The sequence below is a fragment of the Arthrobacter sp. AG1021 genome (assembly GCF_003633665.1).
Classification (GTDB): Bacteria; Actinomycetota; Actinomycetes; order Actinomycetales; family Micrococcaceae; genus Glutamicibacter; species Glutamicibacter soli.
In genome coordinates this window covers 70,299-96,012 of sequence record NZ_RBLB01000008.1, presented here as the reverse complement: position 1 = coordinate 96,012, position 25,714 = coordinate 70,299, and the positions used below count along the sequence as shown (strand labels likewise).

The window sequence follows — 25,714 nt, the reverse complement described above, 5'->3', positions numbered from 1 at the left end:
AATTTGTGGGTAGTCGCGACGAAGGCGGGGCGGCATGGTGCGCGCCCCGCCTTCGTGCCGCAGGTTTGGTCCGGCGAGCCTTAGTAGGTCTGCACGGCCTTCGACTTCATGTCGTCGGAGAACTCGATGCCGACCTTCTTGGCAGCTTCCTCGTTCAGGTACAGCTCGACCTGGGAGATGGTCTCAACCGGCATCTCGGCCGGCTTGGCCTCGCCCTTGAGGATCTTCACGGCCATGGCGGCGGTCTGCTCGCCCAGCTTCTCGTAGTTGATGCCGTAGGTGGCGGTCGCGCCGCGCTTGACGGACTCGCCGTCGGCGGAGATGACCGGAACCTTCTTGGACTGGGCGGTCTGCAGCAGGCCTTCCAGGGCGGAAACCACTGCATTGTCGGTCGGCACGTAGAACGCGTCGACGTCCAGCGAGCTGGCCGCCTGCTGGACCTCGCTCGGAGCGGAGATCGCGGATTCCTTGATGGTCAGGCCCAGCTCAGCGGCGGCGTCCTTGGCCCACTGGACCTGGACTGCAGAGTTCGCTTCGCCCGAGGAGTAGACGATGCCGACGTTCTTGGCTTCAGGCGCCAGTTCCTTGAGCAGCTCCAGCTGCTCCTTGACCGGGTTCTTGTCCGAGGTGCCGGTGACGTTGGCGCCCGGCGCCTCGTTGGAGGCGACCAGCTTGGCGTCCACCGGATCGGTGACGGCGGAGAAGACCACCGGGACGCTGGTGATCGCCTGGGCGGCGGCCTGGGCGGTCGGGGTGGCGATGGCCAGGACCAGGTCGATGTCGCTGTCCGAGGCGAGCTTGCCGACCATGGAGGTGTTGGTGGCCTGGTCGCCCTGCGCGTTGTTTTCGTCGTAGGAGATCTTGTCGCCGGTGTAGCCGGCGTTCTCCATGCCCTTCTTGAAGCCACTGGCCACGGCGTCCAGCGACGGGTGGGACACGTACTGGGCGATGCCGATCTTGACCGGCTCGTCGGTCTTGGCTGCGTCGTTGCTGCCGGAATCGTTGCTGCCGCAGGCGGTCAGGGCCAGGGCGCCGGTGGCGGCGATGGCCGCGAATTTCAAAGCCGTAAAGCGCTTCATGAAGGTTCCTTTCAAAGTTCCCTATGCGAGTGATAACCACCGAGACTTCACTGGTTCCGGAGAGCCGCCAGGCTCGCTGTCGGCTCGGGAACGATCCGGACCAGGTGACGGTGATTACCCCCGATCTTACATGTGAACGACCTCACCTTGACTACAATCAACGCCGTATTGAAGACATTTGCGTGTTGATCGGGCGCAAACGCCGCACAAAATCGAGCGCAAAACCTCGCAATGGACATCTTTTGTATTCCACAGCCTCAAGCTGGCGACGATTGTTTGGACGAAATGCGAACTTGACTTGCGTCGAACGCGATCCGGGTCACGTCGGTTCGCGAAGCGAAAAGCCGCTCCGGGGCGCGGCGGGCGACGCGGCGCGAACGCGCATAGAATGGGGGCATCATGGCGCTAACCATTTCCTATCCCGAAGCCCTGCCCGTCTCCGGTCGCCGCGAGGACATCCTCGACGCGGTATCCAAGAACCAGGTGGTCGTGATCGCCGGCGAAACCGGTTCCGGCAAGACCACCCAGCTGCCCAAGATGCTCATCGAGCTCGGGCTGGCCGAGAAGGGCATGATCGGCCACACCCAGCCGCGGCGCCTTGCGGCGCGCACCGTGGCCGAGCGCATCGCCGAGGAAATGGGCACGAGCATCGGCGAGGAAGTCGGCTTCCACGTGCGCTTCACCGGCGAGGTTTCCAAGCGCACCAAGCTGAAGGTGATGACCGACGGCATCCTGCTGGCGGAGATCCAGCGCGACAAGCTCCTGAAGAAGTACTCGGCGATCATCATCGACGAGGCACACGAGCGCAGCCTGAACATCGATTTCCTGCTGGGCTACCTCAAGCAGATCATGCCCAGGCGCCCGGACTTGAAGATCATCATCACCTCCGCGACCATCGACCCCGAACGCTTCGCCGCGCACTTCGGCACGCTGGACGCGGAGGGCGAGCTGGTCCCGGCGCCGATCCTCGAGGTCTCCGGGCGCACCTTCCCCGTGGAGCTGCGCTACCGCCCGCTGACCGCCGAGGTCGACCTGGACGAGGACGCGGACGCCGAGTCGCTGGAGGACGACCGCGACCCGCTGGATGCGGTGACCGACGCGGTCCGCGAGCTGGCCGGCGAGGCCCCGGGCGACATCCTCATCTTCTTCTCCGGCGAGCGCGAGATCCGCGACGCCGCCGATGCGCTGCGCGCGCTGGTCGCCTCCAACAAGCGCCTGCCGCGCTACGAGGTGCTGCCGCTGTTCGCCAGGCTCTCGCTGGCCGAGCAGCACCGGGTCTTCCACCCGGGCGCCGCCCCGCGCATCATCCTGGCCACCAACGTGGCCGAAACCTCCCTGACCGTGCCGGGCATCAAGTACGTGATCGACACCGGCACCGCGCGCATCTCGCGCTACTCGCACCGCACCAAGGTGCAGCGCCTGCCGATCGAGCGCGTCTCCCAGGCCAGCGCGAACCAGCGCTCTGGCCGCTGCGGCCGCGTGTCCGAGGGCATCGCGATCCGCCTCTACTCCGAGGACGACTACCAGAGCCGACCGGAGTTCACCGACCCGGAGATCCTGCGCACCAACCTGGCCAGCGTGATCCTGCAGATGATCTCCATGGGCGTGGTGGCCTCGGCCGCGGAGGTCTCCGAATTCCCGTTCGTGCAGCCGCCGGAATCGCGGGCGATCTCCGACGGCGTGAACCTGCTGCGCGAGCTGGGGGCGCTGGATGGCCAGAAGCGCGCGGGCATCACCCCGGTGGGCCGGCAGCTGGCGCAGCTGCCGCTGGATGTGCGGCTGGGCCGCATGATCGTGGAGGCCGCCGGGCGCGGCGTGGCCAAGGAGCTGATGGTGCTGGCCGCGGCGCTGAGCATCCAGGATCCGCGCGAACGCCCCTCCGAGGACACCGGCCAGCGCGAGCGCGCCGCCGAGCTGCACAAGCGCTTCGCCGACGACAAGTCGGACTTCACCGCGCTGCTGAACCTGTGGGCGTACGTGCGCGAGCAGCAGAACGAGCTGTCCTCCTCCGCGTTTCGCCGGCTGTGCAAGGCCGAGCACATCAACTACCTGCGGGTTCGCGAATGGCAGGACTTGTTCACGCAGCTGCGCCAGCTGGCCAAGCCCCTGGGCATCACCGTGGCCGCCGCGCCGATCGAGCCGGCCGCCAACGAGGACGCCGTGCACAAGTCGCTGCTCTCCGGGCTGCTGGGGCACATCGGGCTCTACGACGAGCGCAAGCGCGACTACGTCGGAGCGCGCGGCACCCGCTTCGCGATCTTCCCCGGTTCCGGGCTGTTCAAGAAGTCGCCGACCTGGGTGATGGCCGCCGAGCTGGTGGAGACCTCCCGGCTGTGGGCGCGCACCAATGCGGTGATCGATCCGGCGTGGGTGGAGGAGCTGGCCCCGCACCTGCTCAAGCGCACCTATTCGGAGCCGCACTGGTCCAAGCGCAACGGTTCGGTGATGGGCTACGAGAAGCTCACGCTCTTCGGGCTGCCGATCGTGCCGCGCCGCCAGTTCCACTACTGGCGCGTGGACAAGGCGCTGGCCCGCGAGCTGTTTATCCGCCACGCGCTGGTGGAGGGCGACTGGCGCACACACCACAAGTTCTTCGCGAAGAACCGCGCGCTGCTGGAGGAAGTCGAGGAGCTGGAAACCCGGATGCGCCGGCACGATTTGCGCATCAGCGATGAGGACCTGTTCGCGTTCTACGATGCCCGGCTGCCGCAAGACATCCTCTCCGAGCGGCACTTCGACCGCTGGTGGAGGAAGGCGCGCGCCGCGGATCCGGCGCTGCTTGACTTCGATCCCGAGGCGCTGCTGGCCGCCGACGCGCAGGCGCTGGACGAGACCGCCTTCCCGAAAACCTGGGCGCTGGGCAGCATCCACCTGCCGCTGAGCTACGAGTACAACCCGGCCGCCGCCAGCGGCGAGGGCGACGGCGTGAGCCTGACCGTGCCGGTGGTGTTCCTGAACCAGCTGGATCCGGCGCGGTTCGCCTGGCTGATCCCGGGCCTGCGCCACGAGCTGCTCACCGCGCTGATCCGTTCCATGCCCAAGGCGATCCGCAAGAACTTCGTGCCCGCCCCGGACGTGGCGGGCAAGGCGCTGGCGATGCTGGAGGCCGATTTCGATCCCGCCACCGACGACCTGGCCCAGTCGCTGGCGCTGGTGCTGCGGCGGCTGCGCGGCATCGTCGTGGACCCGGCCGTTTTCGACTTCTCCACGCTGCCCGCGCACCTGCGTTTCGGCTTCACCGTCACCGATGCCTCCGGCAAGGTGCTGGGCCAGGGCGACGACCTGGGCAAGCTGCAGTACAAGCTGGCCGCGGCCAACCGCGCCGCGCTGGCCAGCGGGGTCAACTCCCCCGGCGCAGCTCTTCCGGGCAAACCAGGCAAGCCGGGGATCCCTGCCGCAGCCGCCAAGGGCGGGCAGGACAAAACGGCCACGGGCCGGCAGGGCAACAAGGCCGGCAAGGGCACCCGGGGCGCGAAGAACGCCGCGGGGGCTTGGGACCAGCAAAAGCTCGATGCCTGGCCGCAGCTTGACGCCGCCGGGGACACGCTGGGCGACAGGCTGCCGGACAAGGTCACCACCACGGTGATGGGCCAGCAGATCACCGCGTACCCGGGCCTGATCGCCCAGGGCGAGCGCGTGGACCTGACGGTGTTCCGCTCGGCCGTGGAGCGCGACGCGGCGCACCGCACCGGCGTGATCCGGCTGCTGATGCTGCGCCTGCCGCCGGCGGCGAAGTTCGTGATCTCGCACCTGGACAACTCCGAGAAGCTGGCGTTCACGCAGAACCCGCACGGCTCGATCGAGCACCTGATCAGCGACTGCACCATGGCGGCGGTGGACAAGCTGGTGCCCGAGCGGCTGCCGATGGACCGCGCGGCGTTCGAGGCGCTGTTCGAGGTGGTGCGCGCGGAGCAGATCGACACGGTCTTCTCCATCACCGCGGTGGTGGCCAAGGTCTTCGCCGCGGCCACGCGGATCTCCAAGGAGCTTAAGGCCACCCGCTCGCTGGCCATGTACGCCGCGATCACCGACATCCGCTCGCAGCTGGAGCAGCTGATCTACCCCGGGTTCATCGCCGCCACCGGTGCGGCGCACCTGCTGCGCCTGCCGCGCTATCTGGCGGGCATCGAGAAGCGGCTGGAGAAGCTCGCCGGCGGCGCGGTCACCCGCGACTCGCAGGCGCTGGTCGTGATCCAGAAGCTGGAGGACGAGTACGACGCCGCCCTGGACAAGGTCCCGGAGGGCGCGCGCCTGCCGGCGGGGCTGCGCGAGGTGAAGTGGATGCTGGAGGAGATGCGCATTTCGCTGTTCGCCCAGGAGCTGGGCACCGCGTATTCGGTCAGCGAGAAGCGCATCCGCAAGGCCATCAAGGACGGCCTGTCGGCGCTGTAGCCGACGGCCTGGAGCCGACGACGCTCCAGCCGCCGGCGCCCCGGCCCGCGCCGGGGCCGGAAAATGCCCGCCGGAGCCGACCTGCATGGCCGGTTCCGGCGGGCATTCGGCGTTCTTGAGCCGGGGCCGGCGGCGCTAGTCGGCCGGGACGAATTCCGAGTGGCCGTCGGCGCGCAGCCCGTCGCGCAGCGTCTGCGCGTTCGCGTCCATCTGCGCCGGGTCCGGGTTGACCGCGGCATTGGCCAGATCGAAGTCGGCCAGCGAGTTGGTCGGCCAGACGTGCACATGCAGGTGCGGGACCTCGAAGCCGGCGATCATCAGCCCGGCGCGGGCGGAGTTGAACACGCGCTTCTGGGTGCGGCCGATCTTCGTGGCGACCAGGGTCAGGTGGGAGACCAGCTCGTCGGGCGCGTCGGTGAACTCGTTGATCTCCGCGCGCGGCACCACCAGGGTGTGCCCGTCTGACAGCGGGCCGATGGACAGGAAGCCGACGCACTGCGCATCGGACCAGACGAAGCGGCCGGGGATCTCGCCGTTGATGATTTTGGTGAACAGCGTACTCATGGGCTGCCTTTCTGCCCGCGTCGGCGGGCGGTTGCGGGCGCGCGGCGGCCCCTGGTGGAGCGCGCCGCGCGGACATCTAGTGGCGGTGCTGCTCGTCGCTGGTGGCGACCGGGGCCTCGGGGTGCGAGCAGTACTCGGACCAGCTGCCCGGGTACAGCGCCAGCTCGATCCCGGCGGTGTGCGCGGCGAGCACCTGGTGGGCCGCGGTGATGCCGGAGCCGCAGTAGGCCGCGGCGTCCCCGGTGTCAACGCCGAGCTTGGCGAAGTCGGCGCGCAGCACCGCGGCGGGCAGGAAACGCGCCTGCGAGTCGAGGTTGTCGGTGGTGGGGCGGTTGCGGGCGCCCGGGATGTGGCCGGCGACCGGGTCGATCGGCTCCTCGATGCCGAGGTAGCGGGCGGTGGCGCGCGAGTCGATCAGCGTGCCGGAAAATCCGGCCAGCTGCTCGAACTCGATGACCGGCATGCGCCCCCAGGACAGGGTGACGTCGCCCGGGGTGTTCGACTGCTCCCCGGTGGCCAGCTGCGTGCCGGGCAGCGCCCTGTAGGCATCCAGTCCTCCGTCCAGCACGGCCGCGTTCTCGAAGCCTGCGTGGCGCAGCAGCCACCAGGCGCGGGCGGCGGCCAGCGCGCCGGAGTCGTCGTACACCACCACCTGCGAGTCCTGGCTGATCCCCCAGCGCCGGGCGGCGGCCTCGAAATCGGCCGGCAGCGGCAGCGGGTGGCGGCCGGTCTGGTGCCCGGGGGCGGAGGACAGCTCGCGTTCCAGGTCGACGAACACCGCGCCGGGGATGTGCCCGGCGGCGTAGAGCTCGCGCCCGTCGCTGCGGCCCAGCGACCAGCGCACATCCAGCAGCACCGGCGAGGGGCCCGGAGCGTCGAGCAGCGCGGCCAGCGCGGCGGCGGAAATCAGCGGGTTCATGCGTGCCCCTCCACGCTGCCCGCGTCGGTCTGCGAGGACTCGGCGGCGGCCAGCAGCTCAGCGGCGCGGTACTCCGTCAGGGGCTCCAGGCGCTGGTAGTTCGCCCCCTGGTGCGCGGCGATCGCGCCGAGCTGGCGGTCGAACAGCCCGGTGCCGCGGCCATTGAGCAGCCCGTCGTGGATCGGCACCCAGACCGGGGCGCCGACTGCCGCCGCGAAGTCGGCGGCCTCGGCCATCTTGCCCCAGGGGCCCATGACCGGCAGCAGCAGCACGTCCGGGCGCACGCCGATCGGCACCTGGTAGCTGTCCCCCGGGTGGAAAACCTGCACCCGGCCCACGGCGCCGTCGCCCACCAGATAGCCCACGTTCGCGATCGGGTCGATCGAGTGGTGGATGGTGGCGTGGGTGCCGCCAAAGGTGCGCACCCGGATCCCGCCGACGATGAAGTCCATGCCTTCGTGCACGGTGTGCACCTGGGCGCGGCGCGCGGCGGGCAGCTCGGTGCGCAGCGCGTCGGCCAGCCCGGCCGGCGCGTACACCTGGAGCACCGGGTCGGCCTCCAGCGCGGCGGCCAGCGCCGGATGGTCGGCGTGGTCAGGGTGCTGGTGGGTGACCAGCACCGCGGCCTTGTTCTCGAACGCCCCGTCCAGATCGCTGAAGGATCCCGGGTCCAGCAGCAGCGACCCGTCGACGGTGCTCAGTTCCAGGCACGAATGCCCTCTGGATGTGATACGCATGTCCTTAGCGTAGGCTCCGGCGGCGTACCGTGCCACCACCAGACACGCCCTGCGGCCCAAAGTTGGCTAAAATTGGGTTAAACCGCCGGTGGCTGGGGTCGATTCGACACCCGCAGGCCGGCGCGGCAACCACGAACATCCCCTAGCAGGAGAGGAATGGTGCACGGCCATGGCACAGCCCGAAACCCGGATCACCAAGCAGCGGGTCGCGGTGGAGGAGGCGCTGGAACAGGTCGACGACTTCGCGACCGCCCAGGAGCTGCACCGCTGGCTGCAGGAGGCCGAGAAGAAGGTCTCGCTGGCCACGGTGTACCGCCTGCTGCAATCCATGTCCGACGACGGACTGGTCGATGTGCTGCGCAGCGCCGACGGCGAGGCCCGCTTCCGCCGCTGCATCACCGAGGCGCACCACCACCACCTGATCTGCCGCGTGTGCTCCAAGACCGTGGAGGTGCTCGCCCCCTCCGTCGAGCGCTGGGCCGCCCGGGTCGCGGCGGAGAACGACTTCACCGACCCGGAGCACACCGTGGAAATCTACGGCATCTGCGCCGCCTGCCGCGAAGCCGGCGACTAGGGCTCAGGGGCCCGGTGCCGGCTGGGGACCAGCCGATCCGGGTCCCGGCCGGCGCACGGCAGGCGCTGCGTGAAGCCTGTCCGGCGCCCCGCGCGGTGCCGCGAAGGTGCGCCACCACCGGGTCGGGCCCTGGATGCGGCAAAGCCCCCGGGCGGTCCGTCGCGGCGCAGTGCGACGCTGCGCGGAACCGCGCGGGGGCTGGGGCCAGAGGGCGGAACTAGCGCTCCTCGTTCCCCTCGGTTGCGGGGCCGTCGGGCGTGGCGCCGCCTTCGTCGGTCCAGTCGTGTCCGACCTCGTCGTTGCGGGCCGGATCGGACAGGTGGTCCCGCTGGGCAGCGGCCGCTTGGTCCTCAGCTGACTCGGGCTGCACGGCATCGCCGTGGTTCGGGAAATCCGCGTTGTTCTCCATGTCGGTGCTCCTTTCATCGGTTGCTGACACCGTAGCAATGAGTGCCGCGGCCGCTCCAACATCGTCAGCTGGTTCCCAGCAAATACCCATACTCCGGATGCGTGCCCGTCGCGGGCGTACCCGCGGTGCTTGCCAGGCACCGCCTTGGGCAATAGCTCGGATCCACGCCCTCGGAACCCCCTGCACCGGGGATCAGCCCTGCTAAGGAGAAGGCGGCATGGAGAACTATCTGCGGGTCGTGAAGGAATCGGAGCAGGAATTGATCCGGGAACTCGTGCCGGCTCGGCTTGAAGCGCTGGACGAAGAGGAACTGCTGGCACTGCACCGCCGGGTGCGCCGGGCCAGGAACAAGCACCCAAGAACTACCGCCGCAAGACAGCAGCCTCCGTGGCCGAGGAAGCCGGGCGCGGGGCGGCGCACCCCAAGCGCGGCAAGTCGCGCCATCGCGCCGAAGCCTTCGAAGAGGCATTGTCCATCGTGTCGGCCAGGCTGGCCGCCGTCGCTCGCCAGGAAGCCGAGCGGCTGAAGGCCGAGCGCCCGGCGATGGCGCAGACCAACCGCAACACCGGACCGGACGGCGCGGGCGACGCGGTCGCGGGCGCCGGGGTGGGTGCGGGCATCGCCCGCGAGCACTCCAAAACTACCGGAGGGATCAAGCGCGATGCCTCCAGCGCCTCGCAGGGCGCGCAGCGCCAGGCCACGCGGGGCGCGCAGCGCCAGGCCACGCGGGACCGCTAGCCTGCAGCGCGCTTTAACCAACCGCGGCCCCGTCACAAGACTGACGGGGCCGCGGTTGAATCATCACTCGCACCTTTTGAGGTACTTTCCACGATACGACCCCCGGCTATGAGAACGCTGAGTCCGCGCCGTGCGCCAGCCCATAGTTCGGACGCAGGGCGGGCGAAGCGCTAGACCTGGTGGCGGCGCGGGGAGCGCACCGCCTCGATCGCCCGGCAAACCAGGTAGATCACGAAGGAGATGGTGGTGACGTAGGGGCTGATCGGCAGCGAGCCGGCCAGCGCCAGCAGGATGCCGCCGACCACTGCCAGCTCGGCGAACACCACCGAGAGGATCACGGTGAGCACCGGGGTGGAGCTCACGCGCATCGCCGCGGCGGCCGGGGTGATCAGCAGCGCGAGCACCAGCAGCGCGCCGACCACCTGGATGGTCACCGCCACGGCCAGCGCCAGCACCATCATGAAGATGATCGACAGCCCCGAGGTGCGCACGCCGCGCGCGTTGGCCACCACCGGGTCGGCGCTGGCGAAGGTCAGCGGCCGCCAGATCAACGCCAGCGCGAGCACCACCACGGCGCTGAGCACCAGCATGCCGCCCAGCTGCACGTCGTCGACCGCGACGATCTGGCCGGTGAGCAGCCCGAACTTGTTGGCGCTGCGCCCCTCGTAGAGCGAGAGGAACAAGATGCCCAAGCCCAGGCCGAAGGGCATCAGCACGCCGGTGATCGAATTGCGGTCGCGCGCCCGGGTGCCCAGCATCCCGAGGATCAGCGCCGCGATGAGCGAGCCGAAGACCGAGCCGGTGACCACGTCCGCGCCGATCAGCAGCGCGAAGGCGGCGCCGGCGAAGGACAGCTCCGCGATGCCGTGCACGGCGAAGGCCATGTCGCGCATCATGATGAAGATGCCGATCAGCCCGCCGACGACGCCCAGCGCAGCGCCGGCGATCAGCGAGTTGCTGACCAATGGCAGCAGCAGCGCGTAGTCCTGGAAGTTGAAGGCCTTCTCGATGAGGTCTGCGAAATCCATGCTCAGGCCCGCTTTCCGGTGGTGTTCGGCGTTCCGGCGGCCGGGCCGGCGTCCTCGGCGTGGTCGTGCCCGTCCGGCGGCAGGGCGCGGTTGCCGTCGCCGCTGACCACCACGATGCGCCCGTTCACGCGCAGCACCTGCACCGGGGCGCCGTAGAGCTCGCTGAGCACCTCGGTGCGCATGACCTCGTCCACGCTGCCCAGGTGGAAGCGGCCCTCGGCCAGGTAGAGCACCCGGTCCACGTAGGGCAGGATCGGGTTGATCTCGTGGGTGACGAAGATGACGGCGCTGCCGCGCTGCACCGCCTGGTGGTGGATGACCTCGCTGATGGCCTGCTGGTGGTGCAGGTCAAGGGAGAGCAGCGGTTCGTCGCACAGCAGCACCTTGGGGTTCCCGGCCAGCGCCTGGGCCGCGCGCAGCCGCTGCTGCTCGCCGCCGGAGAGGTCACTGACCGCGCGGTTGGCGTAGCCGCTGGCGCCGACCAGCTCGAGCAGCTCGTCGACCTTGGCGCGCACCGCGCGGCGGGCCAGCCGGATGCCCGGCTTGGTGCCGTCGATGCCCAGCGCGACCAGGTCGCGGGCGCGCAGCGGCACGTTGTCCCCGAAGGGGCGCTGCTGCGGAATCAGGCCCACCGAATCCGAGCCGCGGCGCACCGGGGCCCCGTCGATGGACACGGTGCCGGCGTCCAGCGAGGTGGTGCCCAGCATGGTGTTGATGAAGCTGGTTTTGCCCGAGCCGTTGGGCCCGAGCACCGCCAGGAACTCCCCCGGCTGCACCTGCAGGTCCAGGCCCTCCCAGAGGACCCTGGATCCATAGGCCAGTCGCGCGTTGTCGAAGGTGACGATCGGGTTCGGGATCATCGGGGTAGGGCTCATGGGGGCGGCTTTCTAAGCAGGTGCTGCATGCGGTGTCTCCCGTCCGGGGTGCGCCCAGCGGGTGCGGATTCGGGCGGGAATGAAAAACTGCGGCACCGCCGAAGCGGTACCGCAGTTAATCCTACCAGTTGCGAGTCATTCGCAATACGCGATGGGCCGGAGGCTGAATTGAAACCCCCTCCGGCCCGGTTGGATCAGCCCTCCGGGTGGCTGCGCGGCGGGGCCACGCGCTTCCGGGTGGAGTCGCTGATCTCGCCGACCAGCACCTCGATGATGTCCTCCAGGAACACCACGCCCAGGGTGGCGCCGGCGTCGTCGACCACCGCGGAGAGATGGTTGCCCTCCTGGCGCATGGTCTCCAGCGCGTCCTCGATCTCGGTGTCCTGCTTCAGCTTGCCCAGCGGATGCAGGTCCAGGTCGAGCAGCGGGGCGGTTGAATGCGCATCGTCGATGAGCATCACGTCCTTAACGTGCCAGTAGCCCACCGGGACCTCGTCGCGGGTGATCAGCAGGCGGGAAAAGCCGGTCTTGCCGACCTTCTTCTCGAACTCGCGCGCGGTGGCGGCTCCCCATTCGAGGGTGAACAGGTCGTCCAGCGGCACCATGCAGGTCTTCGCGGTGACGCTGGAGAACTCCAGCGCCTTGGTCAGGCGCAGCGCGTCCTCCTTCTCCAGCGCCCCCTCCTCGGAGGAGGTGTGGATGATGGTGCGCACCTCGGCGGCCGTGTAGGAGCTGGCCACCTCATCCTTGGGTTCGATGCCGAAGGCGTGCAGCACCAGGTTCGCCGCCCCGTTGAGCAGCGCGGTGAACGGCTTGAGCACCTTGGACAGGCCCACCAGCGGCATGGCCAGCAGCAGCACCGCCTTGTCTGCCACGGAGACCGAGATGTTCTTCGGCACCATCTCGCCGAAGGTCACGTGCAGGAAGGTCACCAGGACCAGCGCGATCAGGAACGCGACGGTGTCCGCCGCGGCCTCCGCCAGGCCCAGGGCCATCAGCGGCTCGGCCAGCAGGTGGTGGATCGCAGGCTCGGAGATGTTCAGGATCAGCAGCGAGCAGACGGTGATGCCCAGCTGGCACACTGCCAGCATGATCGACACGTGCTCCATGGCGTACAGCGCGATCTTCGCGCGCTTGTTGCCGGCCTCGGCCAGCGGCTCGATCTGCGAGCGGCGCGCGGACATGACAGCGAATTCGCCGGCCACGAAGAAGGCGTTGAACGCCAGCAGGATGACCAGCCAGATCAGTCCCATGAAGTCGCTCATTCGTCCTCCTCCTGCGGCTGCGGCGCCGGTTCGAAGCGGATCTGCGCGATGCGCCGTCCGTCCAGCTCGGTGACGGTGAAGATGCCGGCCGCGGTGCAGACCTGGTCGTTCAGCTCCGCCAGGCGGCCCAGCTCGGCGAGCATGTAGCCGCCGATGGTTTCGTAGGAGGCGTCATCCGGGATGACCTCGCCGCCCACGTGCTCGTTGACCTCGTCCGGGCGGTACATGCCCGGGAAGAGCCACTTGCCGTCGGGCTGGGTGACTGCTTCTTCCTCGTCCTCGTCGTGCTCGTCGGACACCTGCCCGACGATCTCCTCGACCAGGTCCTCCAGGGTCACCAGCCCGGCGGTTCCGCCGTACTCGTCCATCACGATGGCCAGCTGGTACTCGGCCTCGCGCAGCTGCTCCAGCAGCACGTCGAGGTGGATGGTCTCCGGGACGTAGAGCGCGTCGTGGGCGAACTCCCCCACCTGCAGCGCGGCGCGGCGTTCGCGCGGCACCGAGACGACCGCCTTGATATGGCAGACGCCCTGGATCTCGTCGCTGGATCCCTCGGTGACCGGAAAACGCGAGAAGCCGGTTTCGGCGCTGACCGCGATCAGTTCCGACAGCGGCGCCTCGGAGTCGATGGTGGACATCGAGGTGCGCGGGGTCATCACGTCGGCGGCGGTGCGCTCGGAGAATTCGATGGTTGACTGCACGAAGCGGGCGGTCTGCAGGTCCAAGGTGCCCAGCTGCGCCGAACGGCGCACCAGCGAGGCCAGTTCCTGCGACGAACGGGCCGCAGAGATCTCCTCCTTGGCCTCGAGCCCGAAGAAGCGGTGCAGCACCGCGTTGGAGAATCCGTTCAGCACGACGATGGCCGGCTTGAAGACCGCGGTGAACACCAGGTGCGGGCGGGCCAGCGCCTTGCCCACGGCCATGGCCTGGGCGATGGCCATGTTCTTGGGGACCAGCTCGCCGATGAGCATCGACAGCAGCGTGGCGATCAGCATGGAGACGACCACGGAGATCGCGGTGGCGCTGGTCCCGGCGATGCCGACGGCTTCCAGCAGCGGGGCCAGCAGCTTGCTCAGCGAGGGCTCGAGCACGTAGCCGGTGAGCAGCGTGGTCAGCGTGATGCCCAGCTGGCAGCTGGACAGCTGCGTGGACAGCGAGGTCAGGCACTGCATCAGCGGCTTGGCACCGCGTTCTCCGGCGTCCACCGCCTGCTGCACGGTGCTCTTATCGAGTGCGACCAGCGCGAATTCCACTGCCACGAAAAAGCCGGTGCCGAGAATCAGCAGCAGGCCGAAAAGTATGTAAAGCCATTCCATGGGTGGTTAGCTCCACCCGCGCAAAGGTTGAGGTGATATTTCTCCGATGCCCAGTTGGGGGCAACTAGAAGGCTCCAATGCGGCGCCGGAACTTAACGGAGATGGACTGACGTGGCCGGCGCTGCGCCTACGGGCGTCGGGCCGGCTAGGAGAGTGTGATTCCATAGTGCGACTCAGTCTAACTAATGGAGCCGAAATCCGCATTACCCCGCGCGGCTGGCGACCAGCGGTATCTGCCACCCGATGAACGGGATGTCATTCGCGCCACTTTCGTGAGTTTTGATACGTGCCGTGGCCAAGCGCGTAGAAAAGTTACTAGACTGGTCGGCAGGTCTAGAAATCAAAGTGAGTTCGGCGGTCATTATCACGTCCTCGTCAGACCACCGGCTCAAGCTAGAACAACGTAGAAATCAGGGAAGAGGCGTTGCACGTGCCAGAGCAAGCACACCACCGGCTGACTGAAGAGTTCGGTGGAAACGAATGGCTAGTAGATGAGCTGTTCGAACAGTATCTCGTTGACAAGAACTCGGTAGACAAGAAGTGGTGGGAGATTTTCGAGTCCCTCGCTGCGGAGAAGTCGGCCCCGGCCGCACCGGCATCGAAGCCGGCAGCCGCCGCTCCAGCCGCACCAGCAGCTCCTGTCGTCAAGGGCGCTCCGCGCGCGGCCGCAGAAGCCCGCGCCTCGGAGCCGGCCCCGGCAGCCGCAGCACCAGTCAAGAAGGCCGAGCCGTCGCCGAAGACCGCTCCAATTCCAGCTCAGGCCCCGAAGCCGACCCCGTCGACCGGGCTGTTCGGCGAGGAAAAGCGCACCGCGCTGCGCGGCCCGATGAAGGCCATCGCGACCAACATGGACGCCAGCCTCACCGTGCCGACCGCCACGACCGTGCGCGCCGTGCCGGCCAAGGTGATGATCGACAACCGCATCGTCATCAACAACCACCTCAAGCGCGCCCGCGGCGGCAAGATCTCCTTCACCCACCTGATCGGCTTCGCCGTGATCCGTGCGCTGAAGCAGATCCCTTCGATGAACGTCACCTACGACGTGATCGACAAGAAGCCGACCGCCATCCAGCCGGCCCACGTCAACTTCGGCATCGCCATCGACATGCCCAAGCCCGACGGCACCCGCATGCTGGCGGTGCCGAACATCAAGGCCGCCGAGACCCTGAGCTTCAACGAGTTCTGGGCCACCTACGAGGACCTGATCAAGCGCGCCCGCGGCAACAAGCTGACCGCCGACGACTACGCCGGCACCACCGTGTCGCTGACCAACCCGGGCGGCATCGGCACCGTGCACTCGGTGCCCCGCCTGTCCAAGGGCCAGGCCGCCATCATCGGCGTCGGCGCCCTGGAATACCCGGCAGAGTTCCGCGGTTCGGCCGAGACCACCGTGGCCCGCATGGGCATCGGCAAGCACATCACCCTGACCTCCACCTACGACCACCGCGTCATCCAAGGGGCGGGTTCGGGCGAGTTCCTGAAGCTGGTCGAAAGCCTACTGCTCGGCGAGCAGGGCTTCTACGACGAGATCTTCGAGCAGCTGCGCATCCCGTACGAGCCGGTGCGCTGGGCCGTGGACAACCAGGTCGACATCGACCTGCAGGTCAACAAGGTCGCCCGCATCCAGCACCTGATCAACTCCTACCGCGTGCGCGGCCACCTGATGGCCGACACCAACCCGCTGGAATACGTCCAGCGCAAGCACCCGGACCTGGACATCAAGTCCTACGGCCTGACCCTGTGGGACCTGGACCGCGAGTGGATCTCCGGCGGCCTGGGCGGCAAGGACCGCGCCCAGCTGCGCGACATCCTGGGCATCCTGCGCGACGCCTACTGCCGCACCATCGGCACCGAGTACATGCACCTGCAGAACCCGGTCGAGCGCGAGTGGTTCCAGTCCAAGCTGGAGCGCGGCTACGCCAAGCCGACCCGCGAAGAGCAGCTGCGCATCCTGTCCAAGCTGAACTCCGCCGAGGCTTTCGAGACCTTCCTGCAGACCAAGTTCGTCGGCCAGAAGCGCTTCTCGCTGGAAGGCGGCGAATCGCTGATTCCGCTGCTTGACGCCATCATCTCCGACGCCGCCGACGAGCAGCTGGACGAGGTGGCCATCGGCATGGCCCACCGCGGCCGCCTGAACGTGCTGACCAACATCGCCGGCAAGACCTACGCACAGGTCTTCCGCGAATTCGAAGGCACCGCCACCCCGGGCTCCGTCCAGGGCTCCGGCGACGTGAAGTACCACCTGGGCACCGAGGGTTCCTACACCTCAGACGCCGGCAACGAGACCAAGGTGTACCTGGCGGCCAACCCGTCGCACCTGGAAGCCGTGGATCCGGTGCTCGAGGGCATCACCCGCGCGAAGCTGGACCGCCTGGGCTCGGGCAACGCAGTGCTGCCGATCCTGGTGCACGGCGATGCCGCATTCGCCGGACAGGGTGTGGTCTCCGAGGTTTTGGCCATGAGCCAGCTGCCGGGCTACAAGACCGGCGGCACCGTGCACGTGATCGTGAACAACCAGATCGGCTTCACCACCGCGCCGTCCTCCTCGCGCTCCTCGGTCTACGCCTCCGACGTGGCCCGCACGGTGCAGGCCCCGATCTTCCACGTCAACGGGGACGACCCGGAGGCAGTGGTGCACGTGGGCCAGCTGGCCTTCGAGTACCGCCAGAAGTTCGGCAAGGACGTCGTCATCGACCTCATGTGCTACCGCCGCCGCGGGCACAACGAGGGCGACGATCCGTCGATGACCCAGCCGATCATGTACAACCTGATCGAGGCCAAGCGCTCGACCCGCAAGCTGTACACCGAGGCCCTCGTCGGCCGCGGCGACATCACGCAGGAAGAGGCCGACAACGCACTGGCGGAGTACAAGGCCAACCTGGAGCGCATCTTCGCCGAGACCCACGCGGCGCAGACCTCGCCGATCCCGATCATCACCCCGGGCTCGACCATCAACGACCTGGAGAAGCCGTTCGCCCAGGCCGCAGACGAGAACACCATGGACGGCGCCCGTCCATCGGCGATCTCCGCGCAGACCCTGGCCCACATCGGCGACGCCCACTCGGCGATCCCGGAGGGCTTCGTGATGCACACCAAGCTGAAGTCGCTGCTTGAGCGCCGCACCAAGATGTCCCGCGAAGGCGGCATCGACTGGGGCTTCGCCGAGCTGGCAGCCCTGGGCTCGCTGTCCATGGAAGGCGTGCCGGTCCGCCTGGCAGGCCAGGACTCGCGCCGCGGCACCTTCGTGCAGCGCCACGCGGTCTTCCACGACCGCGAGAACGACACCGAGTGGTACCCGCTGAAGAACCTGTCCGAGGACCAGGCATCGATGTGGATCTACGACTCGCTGCTCTCCGAGTACGCCGCACTGGGCTTCGAGTACGGCTACTCCGTGGAGCGCCCTGACGCGCTGGTCATGTGGGAAGCGCAGTTCGGCGACTTCGTCAACGGCGCCCAGACCGTGATCGACGAGTTCATCTCCTCGGCCGAGCAGAAGTGGTCGCAGTCCAGCTCGCTGGTCATGCTGCTGCCGCACGGATACGAGGGACAGGGCCCAGACCACTCCTCGGCCCGCATCGAGCGCTTCCTGCAGCTATGCGCGGAGAACAACATGGTGGTGGCCCAGCCATCCACCGGCGCCAACCACTTCCACCTGCTGCGCCGCCAGGCCTACGCCCGTCCGCGCAAGCCGCTGATCGTGTTCACCCCGAAGCAGCTGCTGCGCCTGAAGGCGGCCGCCAGCGCGGTGGAGGACTTCACCAGCGGCGGCTTCCGCGAAGTGATCGGCGACGCCTCGATCACCGATGCGAACGCCGTGGACAAGGTGCTGCTGTGCTCGGGCCGCGTGTACTACGACCTGCTGGCCGCACGCACCAAGGCCGGGGACTCGAAGACCGCGATCGTCCGCGTCGAGCAGCTCTACCCGGCACCGGTCGAGCAGATCGCCGCCGAGCTGGCCAAGTACCCGAACGCGACCGCGAGCTGGGTCCAGGACGAGCCTGCGAACCAGGGCCCATGGCCGTTCTTCGGCCTGTACGTGGCACCGAACCTGGACCAGAAGATCAACCTGGTCTCGCGTCCGGCATCGGCCGCCACCTCGGCCGGCACCGCCAAGCGCCACGAGGCTGAGAACGCGGTGCTGATCCAGCAGGCCTTCGCCCGCTAGTCCGCCCCGCGTCTGCATCGCATACCCCGACCGGCGAACCGGCTCCCTTTCCAGGGGGCATGGTTCGCCGGTCTAGGTGTTTAATGGGGTGCGACATCCCCGAGCACACGCTGCAACACTGATAATGTTGACAGCGATTCACCTTATTACCCAACGAAAGGCCGCCAAGTTGGAGTTACGCACTATCCGCATTACCGCAATCGGTGATGAACTTCTGGCAGGCCACGGCGACCCGCGGGGCCTGGGCTGGTTCGGCCGCGTCATGGCCCGCACCCAGGACCCAGCCCTGCGCCTGCAGTCCTTCGTGCTCGCCGCCCCCGCCGAGGGCTCCGAAGCCCTGGCCGAACGCTGGCTGGGCGAAGCCTCGCGCCGGTTCAGCGACCAGTTCGAGAACCGCTTGGTGATCGCGCTGTCGGACCGCGACGTCGATCTGGGCGTCAGCACCGCGCGCAGCCGCCTGAACCTGGCCAACATCCTCGATTCGGCCTCCCAGATGAACATCAAGGCACTGCTGGTCGGCCCCGCCCCCGGCTTGGACGACGCGCGCAACGACCGCGTGGCCGAGCTGAACCGCGTGTACGCCGACGTGGCCATGCGCCGCAACCACCACTACGTGGACACCTTCGCCCCGCTGCGCACCCACGCCCAGTGGCGCGCGGACCTGAACGCCTCCGGCGGCGTGCCGGGGCAGGCCGGCTACGGGCTGATGGCGTGGCTGGTGCTGCACCGCGGCTGGTACTCCTGGCTGCAGCTGCCCGAGCCCAGCGCAGGCTAGCGGCGGCGCCTCGGCGAGACCCGGCCCACGCGGGCCCCGTTAGGCTTTTGCCACCGGAATGTGAAAGACTATTAGTCGGCTCGATACCCATCGAGCAGTTTGAAATGATCCCTCTAAGGAGTCACCATGTCGAAGCGCGCTCGTAAGCGTCGCGATCGCAAGCGTGGCGGTGCCAACCACGGCAAGCGCCCAAACAGCTAAGCGATGCGAACAGACGAAGAACCCCGTACCACTCGAAACCTTTCGAGCGATACGGGGTTCTTTCCATGTTCCGGGGCGCGCCGCGCCGGATGCTAGTGGCCGGATTCGATCCTGATCTGCGAGATCCGGGTGATGATGTTGGCCTTGAGCTGTTCCGGGGCGTGCTCTTGGCAGCTGCGGCGCACCACCGAGCGGATGATGCACTCCAGATCGTACTGCTCGGCGCACTCCGGGCAGTGGTCCAGGTGGGCCTTGACCTCTTTCAGGTCGGCCAGCGTGAGGGCGCCGTCGAGGTACTCGTAGATGCGCACGATGCGCGCGTCGGAGCAGTCCCCCAAAGAATTGCAGTCCATCTTACTTCGTCCCTCCATCGACCTGGGCTGCGGGGTTGGCCGCCGCCTGGATTCCGCGTTCTGCGGCGTAGTCCGCCAGCAGTTCCCTCAGTTGCTTGCGACCGCGGTGCAGCCGCGACATGACCGTGCCGATCGGCACCCCGAGGATCTCCGAGGCTTCCTTGTAGCTGAAGCCCTCGACGTCGACGAAGTACACCGCCAGGCGGAAATCCTCGCCAATGGACTGCAGGGCCGCCTTCACATCCGAATCCGGGAGGTGGTCCAGCGCCTCGACCTCGGCCGAGCGCAGGCCCGTGGGCGAATGCTCCATCGCCTGGGCCATCTGCCAGTCCTCCACCGTGTCCGTGCTGGTGCGCAGCGGTTCGCGCTGGCGCTTGCGGTACAGGTTAATGTAGGTATTGGTCAGGATCCGGTACAGCCAGGCCTTCAGGTTCGTGCCCGGCTTGTACTGGTGGAAGGCTGAATACGCCTTCGTGTAGGCCTCCTGGACCAGGTCCTCGGCATCCGACGGGTTGCGCGCCATGCGCAGCGCGGCAGAATACAACTGGTCCACGTAGACCAGCGCGTCCCGCTCAAAGCGCTCGCGGCGCTGCGCCTCGGACTCGGCGCCCGCATCGGGAAGGTTCGCGTCCACACTCTCGTTAGTCATCGCCCTCGAGTCTACGCGCTGTCCGGGGTTTCCGGACAGGGAACGCCCCGGACGCCGGGTCTCCTGCGCGGGGCCTCCGGCGCCTGCCAGGGTGCTGATGTCTTCAATCGTCGTCACACTCAGTTCAACGAACGGCGTCCGACCCTTATTCCCGCGCCGATCTCGGCTAGGATTTAAGCAGGCGGGACGGGGCGATGAACGCCCCGGCAGGCGCCAGAACATCCCATGCTCCGACGCCGCAGCAGCCAGGCCCCACAGTTAGGATCAGCCCCATCAACACCGCACCCAGCACTGGAACCACCCCTTCGCACCATGTCGAGCCGCAGTGGTGGCCCGCCCCCTTCGCCGCCGCGCCGCTGGACGCGACGGTGCTCGTGCCGGCTTCCAAGTCGCTGACCAACCGGTATCTGATCCTCGCCGCGCTGGCCTCCTCCCCCTCCACGATCCACAACACGCTGATCAGCCGCGACACCGAGCTGATGCTCGACGCCTTGGAAGCCTTCGGCGTGCAGCTGGAGCGCACCGCGCAAGCCGACGGCTCCACCACCGTGCGCGTGGTGCCTCCGGAGCGGCTGGCGGCCGGGCCGCTGACGGTGCAGTGCGGGCTGGCCGGCACCGTGATGCGTTTCGTCCCGGCGCTGGCCGCCGTGGCCGGCGCGCAGGCCGACTTCGACGGCGACGCGGCGGCCCGCGTGCGCCCGATGGCCCCGGTGCTCGACGCCCTGGCAGGGCTCGGGGTGCAGTTCAGCTTCCACGGAGCCCCCGGCATGCTGCCCTTCACCATGGACGCGCGGCGGCTTGAGGCCGGCGCCGACGTGCAGATCGACGGTTCAGCCAGCTCCCAGTTCATCTCCGCGATGTTGTTGGCCGCCCCGGCGCTGCCCGGCGGGCTGCGCCTGCGCGCCGCCGAAGGCCCGCTGGCCTCGCCGGACCACATCGCGATGACCGTGGCCACGCTGCGCGAACTCGGTGCCGTGGTGGACCTCGATGAGGACGGGCGCGGCTGGAGCGTGCAGCCGCAGCGGATTGCGGGCTTCACCGTCACCGTGGAGCCCGACCTGTCCAACGCCGGGCCGTTCCTGGCCGCCGCGCTGGCCACCCGCGGCGTGGTGCGCGTGCCGTTCTGGCCGGCCACGACCACCCAGGTGGGCGGCAAGTGGGTGCAGATCCTCCAGGCCATGGGCGCGCAGGTGTCCCTGGGCGCGGATTCGGTGCTCACCGTGCGCGGCACCGGGGCGATCCGCGGCATCGAGTACGCGGATGCCTCCGAGCTGGCCCCGACCCTGGCCGCGCTGTGCGCGCTGGCCGACTCCCCCAGCAAGCTGACCGGCATCGGGCACCTGCGCGGGCACGAAACCGACCGGCTGGCCGCACTGCAGGCCGAACTGGGCAAGGTGGGGGTGCAGGTAACCGTCACCGACGACGGGCTGGAGATCACCCCGGGCCCGCTGAGGCCCGGCGACCTCGACAGCTATGAGGACCACCGCATGGCCACCGCCGGCGCCCTGCTGGGCCTGGCCATCGACGGGGTGCGGGTGGAAAACATCGCCACCACCTCCAAGACCATGCCGGACTTCCCGCAGCAGTGGGCGGCGATGGCGGCCACCGCCGCGAACCCGGCCGCGGAAGGCTCCCGCTGATGCGCTACTCCGACTACGACGAATCCTCGGTCCGCGTCCGCCCGAACAAGAAGGGCTCGCGCCCGCGCACCAAGGACCGCCCGGCCCATGAGAAGGCGGTGATCGGGCGCATCATCACCGTGGACCGCGGCCGCTACACGGCGATCCTCGACGAGGACACCGCCGCCGAGCGCATCGTGATCGCCGCGCGCGCCCGCGAGCTGCGCCGCCAGGCCATCGTGCCCGGGGACATGGTCGCACTGGTCGGGGACACCTCCGGCAAGCCCGACACGCTGGCGCGGCTGGTGCGCATCGAGGAGCGCAGCACGCTGCTGCGCCGCAGCGCCGACGACACCGACGCCACCGAGCGGGTGGTCGTGGCGAACGTGGACAAGCTGGTCATCGTGGTCGCCGCCGCCAACCCGGAACCGCGCACCGGCTTCGTGGACCGCGCGCTGGTCGCCGCCTACGACGCCGGCATCCAGCCGGTGCTCTGCGTGACCAAGGCCGACGTGGCCGACCCTGCCGAGTTCCTGGCGCACTACGAGGGCTTGGAGCTGCCGGTGGTCATTTCCCGCACCACCGCCGCGGAGGCCTCCGGCATCGACGCGCGCAGCGCCGACGGAGCCAGCGCCCGGCTGGACTCCGCGGCGCTGGAACAACTGCAGGGCATGCTCGCCGGCTGCGTCTCGGTGGTGCTGGGCCATTCGGGCGTGGGCAAGTCCACCCTGGTCAACGCGCTGACCGGCGCCGAGCGCGCCACCGGGCACGTCAATGCCGTCACCGGGCGCGGACGCCATACCTCCTCCAACGCGCTGGCGCTGCGCCTGGGCGATACCCCCGGCTCCTGGCTGATCGACACCCCTGGCATCCGCTCCTTCGGGCTGGGCCTGGTGGACCCGGAGAACATCCTGGCCGCCTTCGAGGACCTGGCCGACATCGCCACCGGCTGCCCGCGCGGCTGCACCCACGCCGCCGGCGAGGCAGGCTGCGCCCTGCAGGCCTGGGCCGACGACGAATCCACCGGCGCCCAGGCCGCCGCCCGGCTGGCGTCCTACCGCCGGCTGGTCACCACCGAGGAAACTACGCACGAAAAGGAGCTCGGCGCGCACTAGCGCCGCACCACCATGGCTGAATACACCCTGCAGCAGGATCTCGACTTCGCCCTCGCGCTGGCCGACAAGGTCGACGCGTTCACCCTGGCCCGCTACGGCGCCAACGACCTCAAAGTCGAGACCAAGCCTGACATGACCCCGGTCTCCGACGCCGACCGCGGCGCCGAGCAGCTGATCCTCGCGCAGCTGGCCGAGCACCGCCCGGAGGACTCCGTGCTCGGCGAGGAGTTCGGCGTGCACGGGGACTCCTCGCGCCGCTGGGTCATCGACCCGATCGACGGGACCAAGAACTTCGTGCGCCGCGTGCCGGTGTGGGCCACGCTGATCGCGCTGCTTATCGACGACGAGCCGGTGCTCGGGGTCATCTCCTCCCCGGCGCTGGCCCGCCGCTGGCACGCGGCCACCGGGCTGGGCGCGTTCGTCACCGAGCCGGGCGCCGAGGTCGGCTCCACCGCCACCCGCCAAATCAGCGTCTCCGGGGTGAGCGAGCTGTCCGACGCGTCGCTGTCCTACGCCTCGCTGAACGGCTGGAAGGATGCCGGCAAGCTCGACGGGCTGCTTGAGCTGCTGGAGACCGCCTGGCGCACCCGCGGCTACGGCGACTTCTACTCCTATGCGCTGCTGGCCGAGGGCGCGGTGGACGCCGCGTTCGAACCCGAACTGGAGCTCTACGACATGGCGGCCCTGGTGCCGGTGGTGCGCGAGGCAGGCGGACGCTTCACCTCCGTCGCCGGCGAGGAAGGCTGCCATGGCGGCAACGCGCTGGCCACCAACGGCGCGCTGCACGAGATCATCCTGCCCTACCTGAACCGCTAGCCGCCCATGCCCCGCAACCGCGACCCGCGCGCGCTGACCACCAGCGAAGAGGACTACCTCAAGGCCCTGTACCTGCTCACCGAGTGGGAGGACACCGAGGTGAGCACCGGCGCACTGGCCGACCAGCTGGGCCTGTCCCCCGCCTCGGCCACCCCGATGGTCCAGAAGCTGGCAGCGAAGTCGCTGGTGCACCACGTGCCGCGCGGGGCCATCACGCTCAGCGAAACCGGGCGGCGCGAGGCGCTGCGCATGGTGCGCCGCCACCGGCTGCTGGAGACCTTCCTGCGCGACGAGCTGGGCTACGGCTGGGACGAGGTGCACGACGAGGCCGAAGCGCTGGAGCACACCGTGACCGACCGCTTCATCGACGCGCTGGACCAGCGCCTGGGCCGGCCGCAGCGCGACCCGCACGGGGACGCGATCCCCGCCGCCGACGGCACGCTGCCTGCCAGCCGGGCGGTGCGCCTCGACCGGTTCACCGGCGGCGCCGCGATCGTGGACCGGATCAGCGACGAGGACCCCGACTTCCTGCGCCGGGCCAGGGACCGCGGGCTGGTGCCCGGCGCGGCGATCGCCCTGCCGCACGGCTTGGACTACGTGGACGCCTCGCTGGTCTGGGTGCGCCCGGCCTGAGCGCCCGGGCGTGTGCAAAAATGGTGGCAGGACCCCGCCGGCAGACAGGAGCACCCGATGACCGACAGCTCCGGCGTGCTGCTGCTCGGCGTCTGCCGGGAGCAGGATCCGTCCGCCCCGGCCCAGGCCGCCGCCCTTGCCGCGCAGCTGGGCGCCGAACTGCACTGCGCCTGGGTCGATCCCGCCCGCTACACCGTGCAGCGGCTTGCCGACGGCACCGTGCGCTCGGCGCCCATCGACCCCGAAGTGCAGGATGTAGCCGTCCAGCCGTTCCCGCCGCAGCTGAACGCGCAGCTGGCAGCGCTACTGGACCCGCTGGCGGTGCGCTGGCGGACCCATGCGCTGGCCGGGAGCCCCAGCTCAGAGCTGTCAGCCCTGGCCGAACGGATCGATGCCCGGATGATCGTGATCGGCGCGAGACGGCCCTCGCTGCGCGCCTCCCTGCACGAACTGCTCAACGGCTCCGTGGCGGCGCAGCTCGCCCGGAACCAGCTGCGCCCGGTGCTCGTGGTTCCCGCCGCGCAGCGCTCCTGAGCCCGGGTCGTGACCGTGCCCACCGCCTCGTGCCCCCATCCGCTACCGACGAATGCTGAGCAATGACCGAAGACCTCCCCCAGCCGCTGCCCCCGGGCCCCGAGCCGGCCGACGCCCTGCGCGCGCAGCGGCGCCGGATGCGCCGGGCGCACCTGCGACCGGGCCAGCTGCTGCTGGTGTTCCTCGGCGGCGCGGCGGGAACCGCGGGCCGCGAGGCCGTGAATCTGCTACTCCCTGCGCTGCACGGCTTTCCGAGCGCCACCTTCGCCGTGAACATCCTCGGTGCGCTGCTGCTCGGACTGCTGCTTGAATCGCTGGACCGCGCCGGCTCCAGCCCCAAGAGCGCCCGGCGGATGCGGCTGCTGCTGGGCACCGGGTTCATGGGAGGCTTCACCACCTACAGCACCTTCGCGGTGGACGGTGCGTTGCTGCTGGCCGCAGGCTCCGTCGGCCTCGGCGTGCTGTACGTGCTGGGCTGCGTCGTGCTCGGCGCGACGGCCAGCTGGTGCGGCATCCTGTTCGGGGCCACGCGCCGCCGCCGCGGAGCCCGCGGGGAGGATGCCCGATGACCGCCACGTTATTCATCGTCTTGAGCCTGTGCGGCGGCCTCGGGGCCTGCGCCCGCTACGCGCTGGACGGATTGGTCGCCTCCCGCCTTGCAGGGTCCATGCCGTGGGGCACGATCCTCATCAATCTCAGCGGATCGTTCCTGCTGGGCCTGCTCGCGGGGTTGGCCGCCGGCAACCTGCTTCCCGCGGCGTGGCAGCTCGCAGTCGGAACGGGGTTCCTGGGCGGCTATACGACCTTCTCCACCGCCAGCGTCGAGACTGTGCGATTACTGCAGGCTCGCAAGCCGGTAGCCAGCGCGGCTAATGCCTTCGGCACCCTGCTCGGCGCCCTCTCTGCGGCCGGGCTCGGACTGTGGGCCGCCGCATGGCTGTGCTCGTGACCGGACGAA

Annotated in this window: 23 protein-coding genes; 12 read left to right on the top strand and 11 right to left on the bottom strand. The window is 69.0% G+C overall.

Annotation, left to right across the window (positions count from 1 at the left end; genetic code table 11):
- Nucleotides 1–80: 80 nt before the first annotated feature.
- On the bottom strand, nucleotides 81–1,079 hold the full coding sequence (locus DFO58_RS08950) for an ABC transporter substrate-binding protein (RefSeq protein WP_053797783.1): 999 nt from the start codon (nucleotides 1,077–1,079) through the stop codon (nucleotides 81–83).
- Between the two features lie 399 nt (nucleotides 1,080–1,478).
- Here DFO58_RS08950 and hrpA point away from each other — a divergent pair, with 399 nt between their 5' ends.
- Nucleotides 1,479–5,471: an ATP-dependent RNA helicase HrpA gene (gene hrpA, locus DFO58_RS08945; protein WP_120990268.1), complete on the top strand. Its 3,993-nt coding sequence runs from the start codon at nucleotides 1,479–1,481 to the stop codon at nucleotides 5,469–5,471.
- 135 nt (nucleotides 5,472–5,606) lie between these two features.
- Here the strand turns inward: hrpA and DFO58_RS08940 are convergent, their stop codons facing one another.
- The 3 genes from DFO58_RS08940 to DFO58_RS08930 all read right to left on the bottom strand — a co-directional run bounded on the left by DFO58_RS08940 (nucleotide 5,607) and on the right by DFO58_RS08930 (nucleotide 7,691).
- Nucleotides 5,607–6,035 (bottom strand): HIT family protein, encoded by a 429-nt coding sequence (locus DFO58_RS08940; RefSeq protein WP_047118731.1) that lies wholly within the window; start codon nucleotides 6,033–6,035, stop codon nucleotides 5,607–5,609.
- A gap of 76 nt (nucleotides 6,036–6,111) precedes the next feature.
- Nucleotides 6,112–6,954 carry a sulfurtransferase gene (locus tag DFO58_RS08935; protein WP_120990266.1) on the bottom strand — a complete coding sequence of 281 codons (843 nt, stop codon included), beginning with the start codon at nucleotides 6,952–6,954 and terminating at the stop codon, nucleotides 6,112–6,114.
- Nucleotides 6,951–7,691, bottom strand: coding sequence for an MBL fold metallo-hydrolase (locus DFO58_RS08930; RefSeq protein WP_053797780.1), 741 nt, complete (start codon nucleotides 7,689–7,691; stop codon nucleotides 6,951–6,953). The genes DFO58_RS08935 and DFO58_RS08930 overlap by 4 nt, the downstream gene beginning before the upstream one ends.
- Before the next feature lie 169 nt (nucleotides 7,692–7,860).
- Between DFO58_RS08930 and DFO58_RS08925 the strand changes: the two genes are divergently transcribed.
- Nucleotides 7,861–8,265, top strand: coding sequence for a Fur family transcriptional regulator (locus DFO58_RS08925; RefSeq protein WP_047118729.1), 405 nt, complete (start codon nucleotides 7,861–7,863; stop codon nucleotides 8,263–8,265).
- A gap of 217 nt (nucleotides 8,266–8,482) precedes the next feature.
- On the opposite strand, the gene DFO58_RS08920 is transcribed toward DFO58_RS08925, so the two are convergent.
- Nucleotides 8,483–8,674: a hypothetical protein gene (locus DFO58_RS08920; protein WP_047118728.1), complete on the bottom strand. Its 192-nt coding sequence runs from the start codon at nucleotides 8,672–8,674 to the stop codon at nucleotides 8,483–8,485.
- A 468-nt stretch (nucleotides 8,675–9,142) separates the two neighbouring features.
- On the opposite strand from DFO58_RS08920, the gene DFO58_RS18775 reads away from it, so the two are divergent.
- Nucleotides 9,143–9,412 carry a hypothetical protein gene (locus DFO58_RS18775; protein WP_286163536.1) on the top strand — a complete coding sequence of 90 codons (270 nt, stop codon included), beginning with the start codon at nucleotides 9,143–9,145 and terminating at the stop codon, nucleotides 9,410–9,412.
- A gap of 170 nt (nucleotides 9,413–9,582) precedes the next feature.
- Here DFO58_RS18775 and DFO58_RS08910 read toward each other — a convergent pair whose 3' ends face one another.
- The 4 genes from DFO58_RS08910 to DFO58_RS08895 all read right to left on the bottom strand — a co-directional run bounded on the left by DFO58_RS08910 (nucleotide 9,583) and on the right by DFO58_RS08895 (nucleotide 13,896).
- Nucleotides 9,583–10,440, bottom strand: coding sequence for a metal ABC transporter permease (locus tag DFO58_RS08910; RefSeq protein WP_047118727.1), 858 nt, complete (start codon nucleotides 10,438–10,440; stop codon nucleotides 9,583–9,585).
- A 2-nt stretch (nucleotides 10,441–10,442) separates the two neighbouring features.
- Complete coding sequence (locus DFO58_RS08905; protein ID WP_231735972.1) at nucleotides 10,443–11,315, bottom strand: metal ABC transporter ATP-binding protein; 873 nt, start codon at nucleotides 11,313–11,315, stop codon at nucleotides 10,443–10,445.
- A gap of 194 nt (nucleotides 11,316–11,509) precedes the next feature.
- Nucleotides 11,510–12,580, bottom strand: a complete 1,071-nt coding sequence (locus tag DFO58_RS08900) for a hemolysin family protein (RefSeq protein ID WP_047118725.1) — start codon at nucleotides 12,578–12,580, stop codon at nucleotides 11,510–11,512.
- Nucleotides 12,577–13,896 (bottom strand): hemolysin family protein, encoded by a 1,320-nt coding sequence (locus DFO58_RS08895; protein WP_047118724.1) that lies wholly within the window; start codon nucleotides 13,894–13,896, stop codon nucleotides 12,577–12,579. The genes DFO58_RS08900 and DFO58_RS08895 overlap by 4 nt, the downstream gene beginning before the upstream one ends.
- 430 nt (nucleotides 13,897–14,326) lie before the next feature.
- On the opposite strand from DFO58_RS08895, the gene DFO58_RS08890 reads away from it, so the two are divergent.
- On the top strand, nucleotides 14,327–18,061 hold the full coding sequence (locus tag DFO58_RS08890) for a multifunctional oxoglutarate decarboxylase/oxoglutarate dehydrogenase thiamine pyrophosphate-binding subunit/dihydrolipoyllysine-residue succinyltransferase subunit (protein ID WP_120990835.1): 3,735 nt from the start codon (nucleotides 14,327–14,329) through the stop codon (nucleotides 18,059–18,061).
- Nucleotides 18,062–18,230: 169 nt separating this feature from the next.
- On the top strand, nucleotides 18,231–18,836 hold the full coding sequence (locus DFO58_RS08885) for a GDSL-type esterase/lipase family protein (protein ID WP_181728173.1): 606 nt from the start codon (nucleotides 18,231–18,233) through the stop codon (nucleotides 18,834–18,836).
- Between the two features lie 293 nt (nucleotides 18,837–19,129).
- On the opposite strand, the gene rsrA is transcribed toward DFO58_RS08885, so the two are convergent.
- Both rsrA and DFO58_RS08875 read right to left on the bottom strand, forming a co-directional pair.
- Nucleotides 19,130–19,390 (bottom strand): mycothiol system anti-sigma-R factor, encoded by a 261-nt coding sequence (rsrA, locus tag DFO58_RS08880; protein ID WP_047118722.1) that lies wholly within the window; start codon nucleotides 19,388–19,390, stop codon nucleotides 19,130–19,132.
- A gap of 1 nt (nucleotide 19,391) precedes the next feature.
- Nucleotides 19,392–20,039, bottom strand: a complete 648-nt coding sequence (locus DFO58_RS08875) for a sigma-70 family RNA polymerase sigma factor (RefSeq protein ID WP_047118721.1) — start codon at nucleotides 20,037–20,039, stop codon at nucleotides 19,392–19,394.
- 194 nt (nucleotides 20,040–20,233) lie between these two features.
- Between DFO58_RS08875 and aroA the strand changes: the two genes are divergently transcribed.
- The 7 genes from aroA (at nucleotide 20,234) to crcB (ending at nucleotide 25,705) form a co-directional block, all read left to right on the top strand.
- Nucleotides 20,234–21,679: a 3-phosphoshikimate 1-carboxyvinyltransferase gene (gene aroA / locus DFO58_RS08870; protein WP_082344689.1), complete on the top strand. Its 1,446-nt coding sequence runs from the start codon at nucleotides 20,234–20,236 to the stop codon at nucleotides 21,677–21,679.
- Nucleotides 21,679–22,773: a ribosome small subunit-dependent GTPase A gene (locus tag DFO58_RS08865; protein WP_181728172.1), complete on the top strand. Its 1,095-nt coding sequence runs from the start codon at nucleotides 21,679–21,681 to the stop codon at nucleotides 22,771–22,773. Before aroA ends, DFO58_RS08865 begins: the two co-directional genes overlap by 1 nt.
- A 12-nt stretch (nucleotides 22,774–22,785) precedes the next feature.
- Nucleotides 22,786–23,589 (top strand): inositol monophosphatase family protein, encoded by an 804-nt coding sequence (locus tag DFO58_RS08860; protein WP_053797778.1) that lies wholly within the window; start codon nucleotides 22,786–22,788, stop codon nucleotides 23,587–23,589.
- 6 nt (nucleotides 23,590–23,595) lie between these two features.
- Nucleotides 23,596–24,222, top strand: a complete 627-nt coding sequence (locus tag DFO58_RS08855) for a metal-dependent transcriptional regulator (protein ID WP_053797777.1) — start codon at nucleotides 23,596–23,598, stop codon at nucleotides 24,220–24,222.
- Between the two features lie 57 nt (nucleotides 24,223–24,279).
- Nucleotides 24,280–24,756: a universal stress protein gene (locus DFO58_RS08850; protein WP_053797776.1), complete on the top strand. Its 477-nt coding sequence runs from the start codon at nucleotides 24,280–24,282 to the stop codon at nucleotides 24,754–24,756.
- Between the two features lie 62 nt (nucleotides 24,757–24,818).
- Entirely contained in the window at nucleotides 24,819–25,325 is a 507-nt protein-coding gene (locus DFO58_RS08845; protein ID WP_286163535.1) for a CrcB family protein, read from the top strand.
- Nucleotides 25,322–25,705 (top strand): fluoride efflux transporter CrcB, encoded by a 384-nt coding sequence (gene crcB / locus DFO58_RS08840; RefSeq protein ID WP_053797775.1) that lies wholly within the window; start codon nucleotides 25,322–25,324, stop codon nucleotides 25,703–25,705. Before DFO58_RS08845 ends, crcB begins: the two co-directional genes overlap by 4 nt.
- The last annotated feature ends 9 nt before the right edge of the window (nucleotides 25,706–25,714 follow it).

Coding starts and splice junctions, on each gene's coding strand:
- DFO58_RS08950 (WP_053797783.1), bottom strand. CDS start 1,079: ATGAAGCGCTTTACGGCTTTGAAATTCGCGGCCATCGCCGCCACCGGC.
- hrpA (WP_120990268.1), top strand. CDS start 1,479: ATGGCGCTAACCATTTCCTATCCCGAAGCCCTGCCCGTCTCCGGTCGC.
- DFO58_RS08940 (WP_047118731.1), bottom strand. CDS start 6,035: ATGAGTACGCTGTTCACCAAAATCATCAACGGCGAGATCCCCGGCCGC.
- DFO58_RS08935 (WP_120990266.1), bottom strand. CDS start 6,954: ATGAACCCGCTGATTTCCGCCGCCGCGCTGGCCGCGCTGCTCGACGCT.
- DFO58_RS08930 (WP_053797780.1), bottom strand. CDS start 7,691: ATGCGTATCACATCCAGAGGGCATTCGTGCCTGGAACTGAGCACCGTC.
- DFO58_RS08925 (WP_047118729.1), top strand. CDS start 7,861: ATGGCACAGCCCGAAACCCGGATCACCAAGCAGCGGGTCGCGGTGGAG.
- DFO58_RS08920 (WP_047118728.1), bottom strand. CDS start 8,674: ATGGAGAACAACGCGGATTTCCCGAACCACGGCGATGCCGTGCAGCCC.
- DFO58_RS08910 (WP_047118727.1), bottom strand. CDS start 10,440: ATGGATTTCGCAGACCTCATCGAGAAGGCCTTCAACTTCCAGGACTAC.
- DFO58_RS08905 (WP_231735972.1), bottom strand. CDS start 11,315: ATGAGCCCTACCCCGATGATCCCGAACCCGATCGTCACCTTCGACAAC.
- DFO58_RS08900 (WP_047118725.1), bottom strand. CDS start 12,580: ATGAGCGACTTCATGGGACTGATCTGGCTGGTCATCCTGCTGGCGTTC.
- DFO58_RS08895 (WP_047118724.1), bottom strand. CDS start 13,896: ATGGAATGGCTTTACATACTTTTCGGCCTGCTGCTGATTCTCGGCACC.
- rsrA (WP_047118722.1), bottom strand. CDS start 19,390: ATGGACTGCAATTCTTTGGGGGACTGCTCCGACGCGCGCATCGTGCGC.
- DFO58_RS08875 (WP_047118721.1), bottom strand. CDS start 20,039: ATGACTAACGAGAGTGTGGACGCGAACCTTCCCGATGCGGGCGCCGAG.
- aroA (WP_082344689.1), top strand. CDS start 20,234: ATGAACGCCCCGGCAGGCGCCAGAACATCCCATGCTCCGACGCCGCAG.
- DFO58_RS08865 (WP_181728172.1), top strand. CDS start 21,679: ATGCGCTACTCCGACTACGACGAATCCTCGGTCCGCGTCCGCCCGAAC.
- DFO58_RS08860 (WP_053797778.1), top strand. CDS start 22,786: ATGGCTGAATACACCCTGCAGCAGGATCTCGACTTCGCCCTCGCGCTG.
- DFO58_RS08855 (WP_053797777.1), top strand. CDS start 23,596: ATGCCCCGCAACCGCGACCCGCGCGCGCTGACCACCAGCGAAGAGGAC.
- DFO58_RS08850 (WP_053797776.1), top strand. CDS start 24,280: ATGACCGACAGCTCCGGCGTGCTGCTGCTCGGCGTCTGCCGGGAGCAG.
- DFO58_RS08845 (WP_286163535.1), top strand. CDS start 24,819: ATGACCGAAGACCTCCCCCAGCCGCTGCCCCCGGGCCCCGAGCCGGCC.
- crcB (WP_053797775.1), top strand. CDS start 25,322: ATGACCGCCACGTTATTCATCGTCTTGAGCCTGTGCGGCGGCCTCGGG.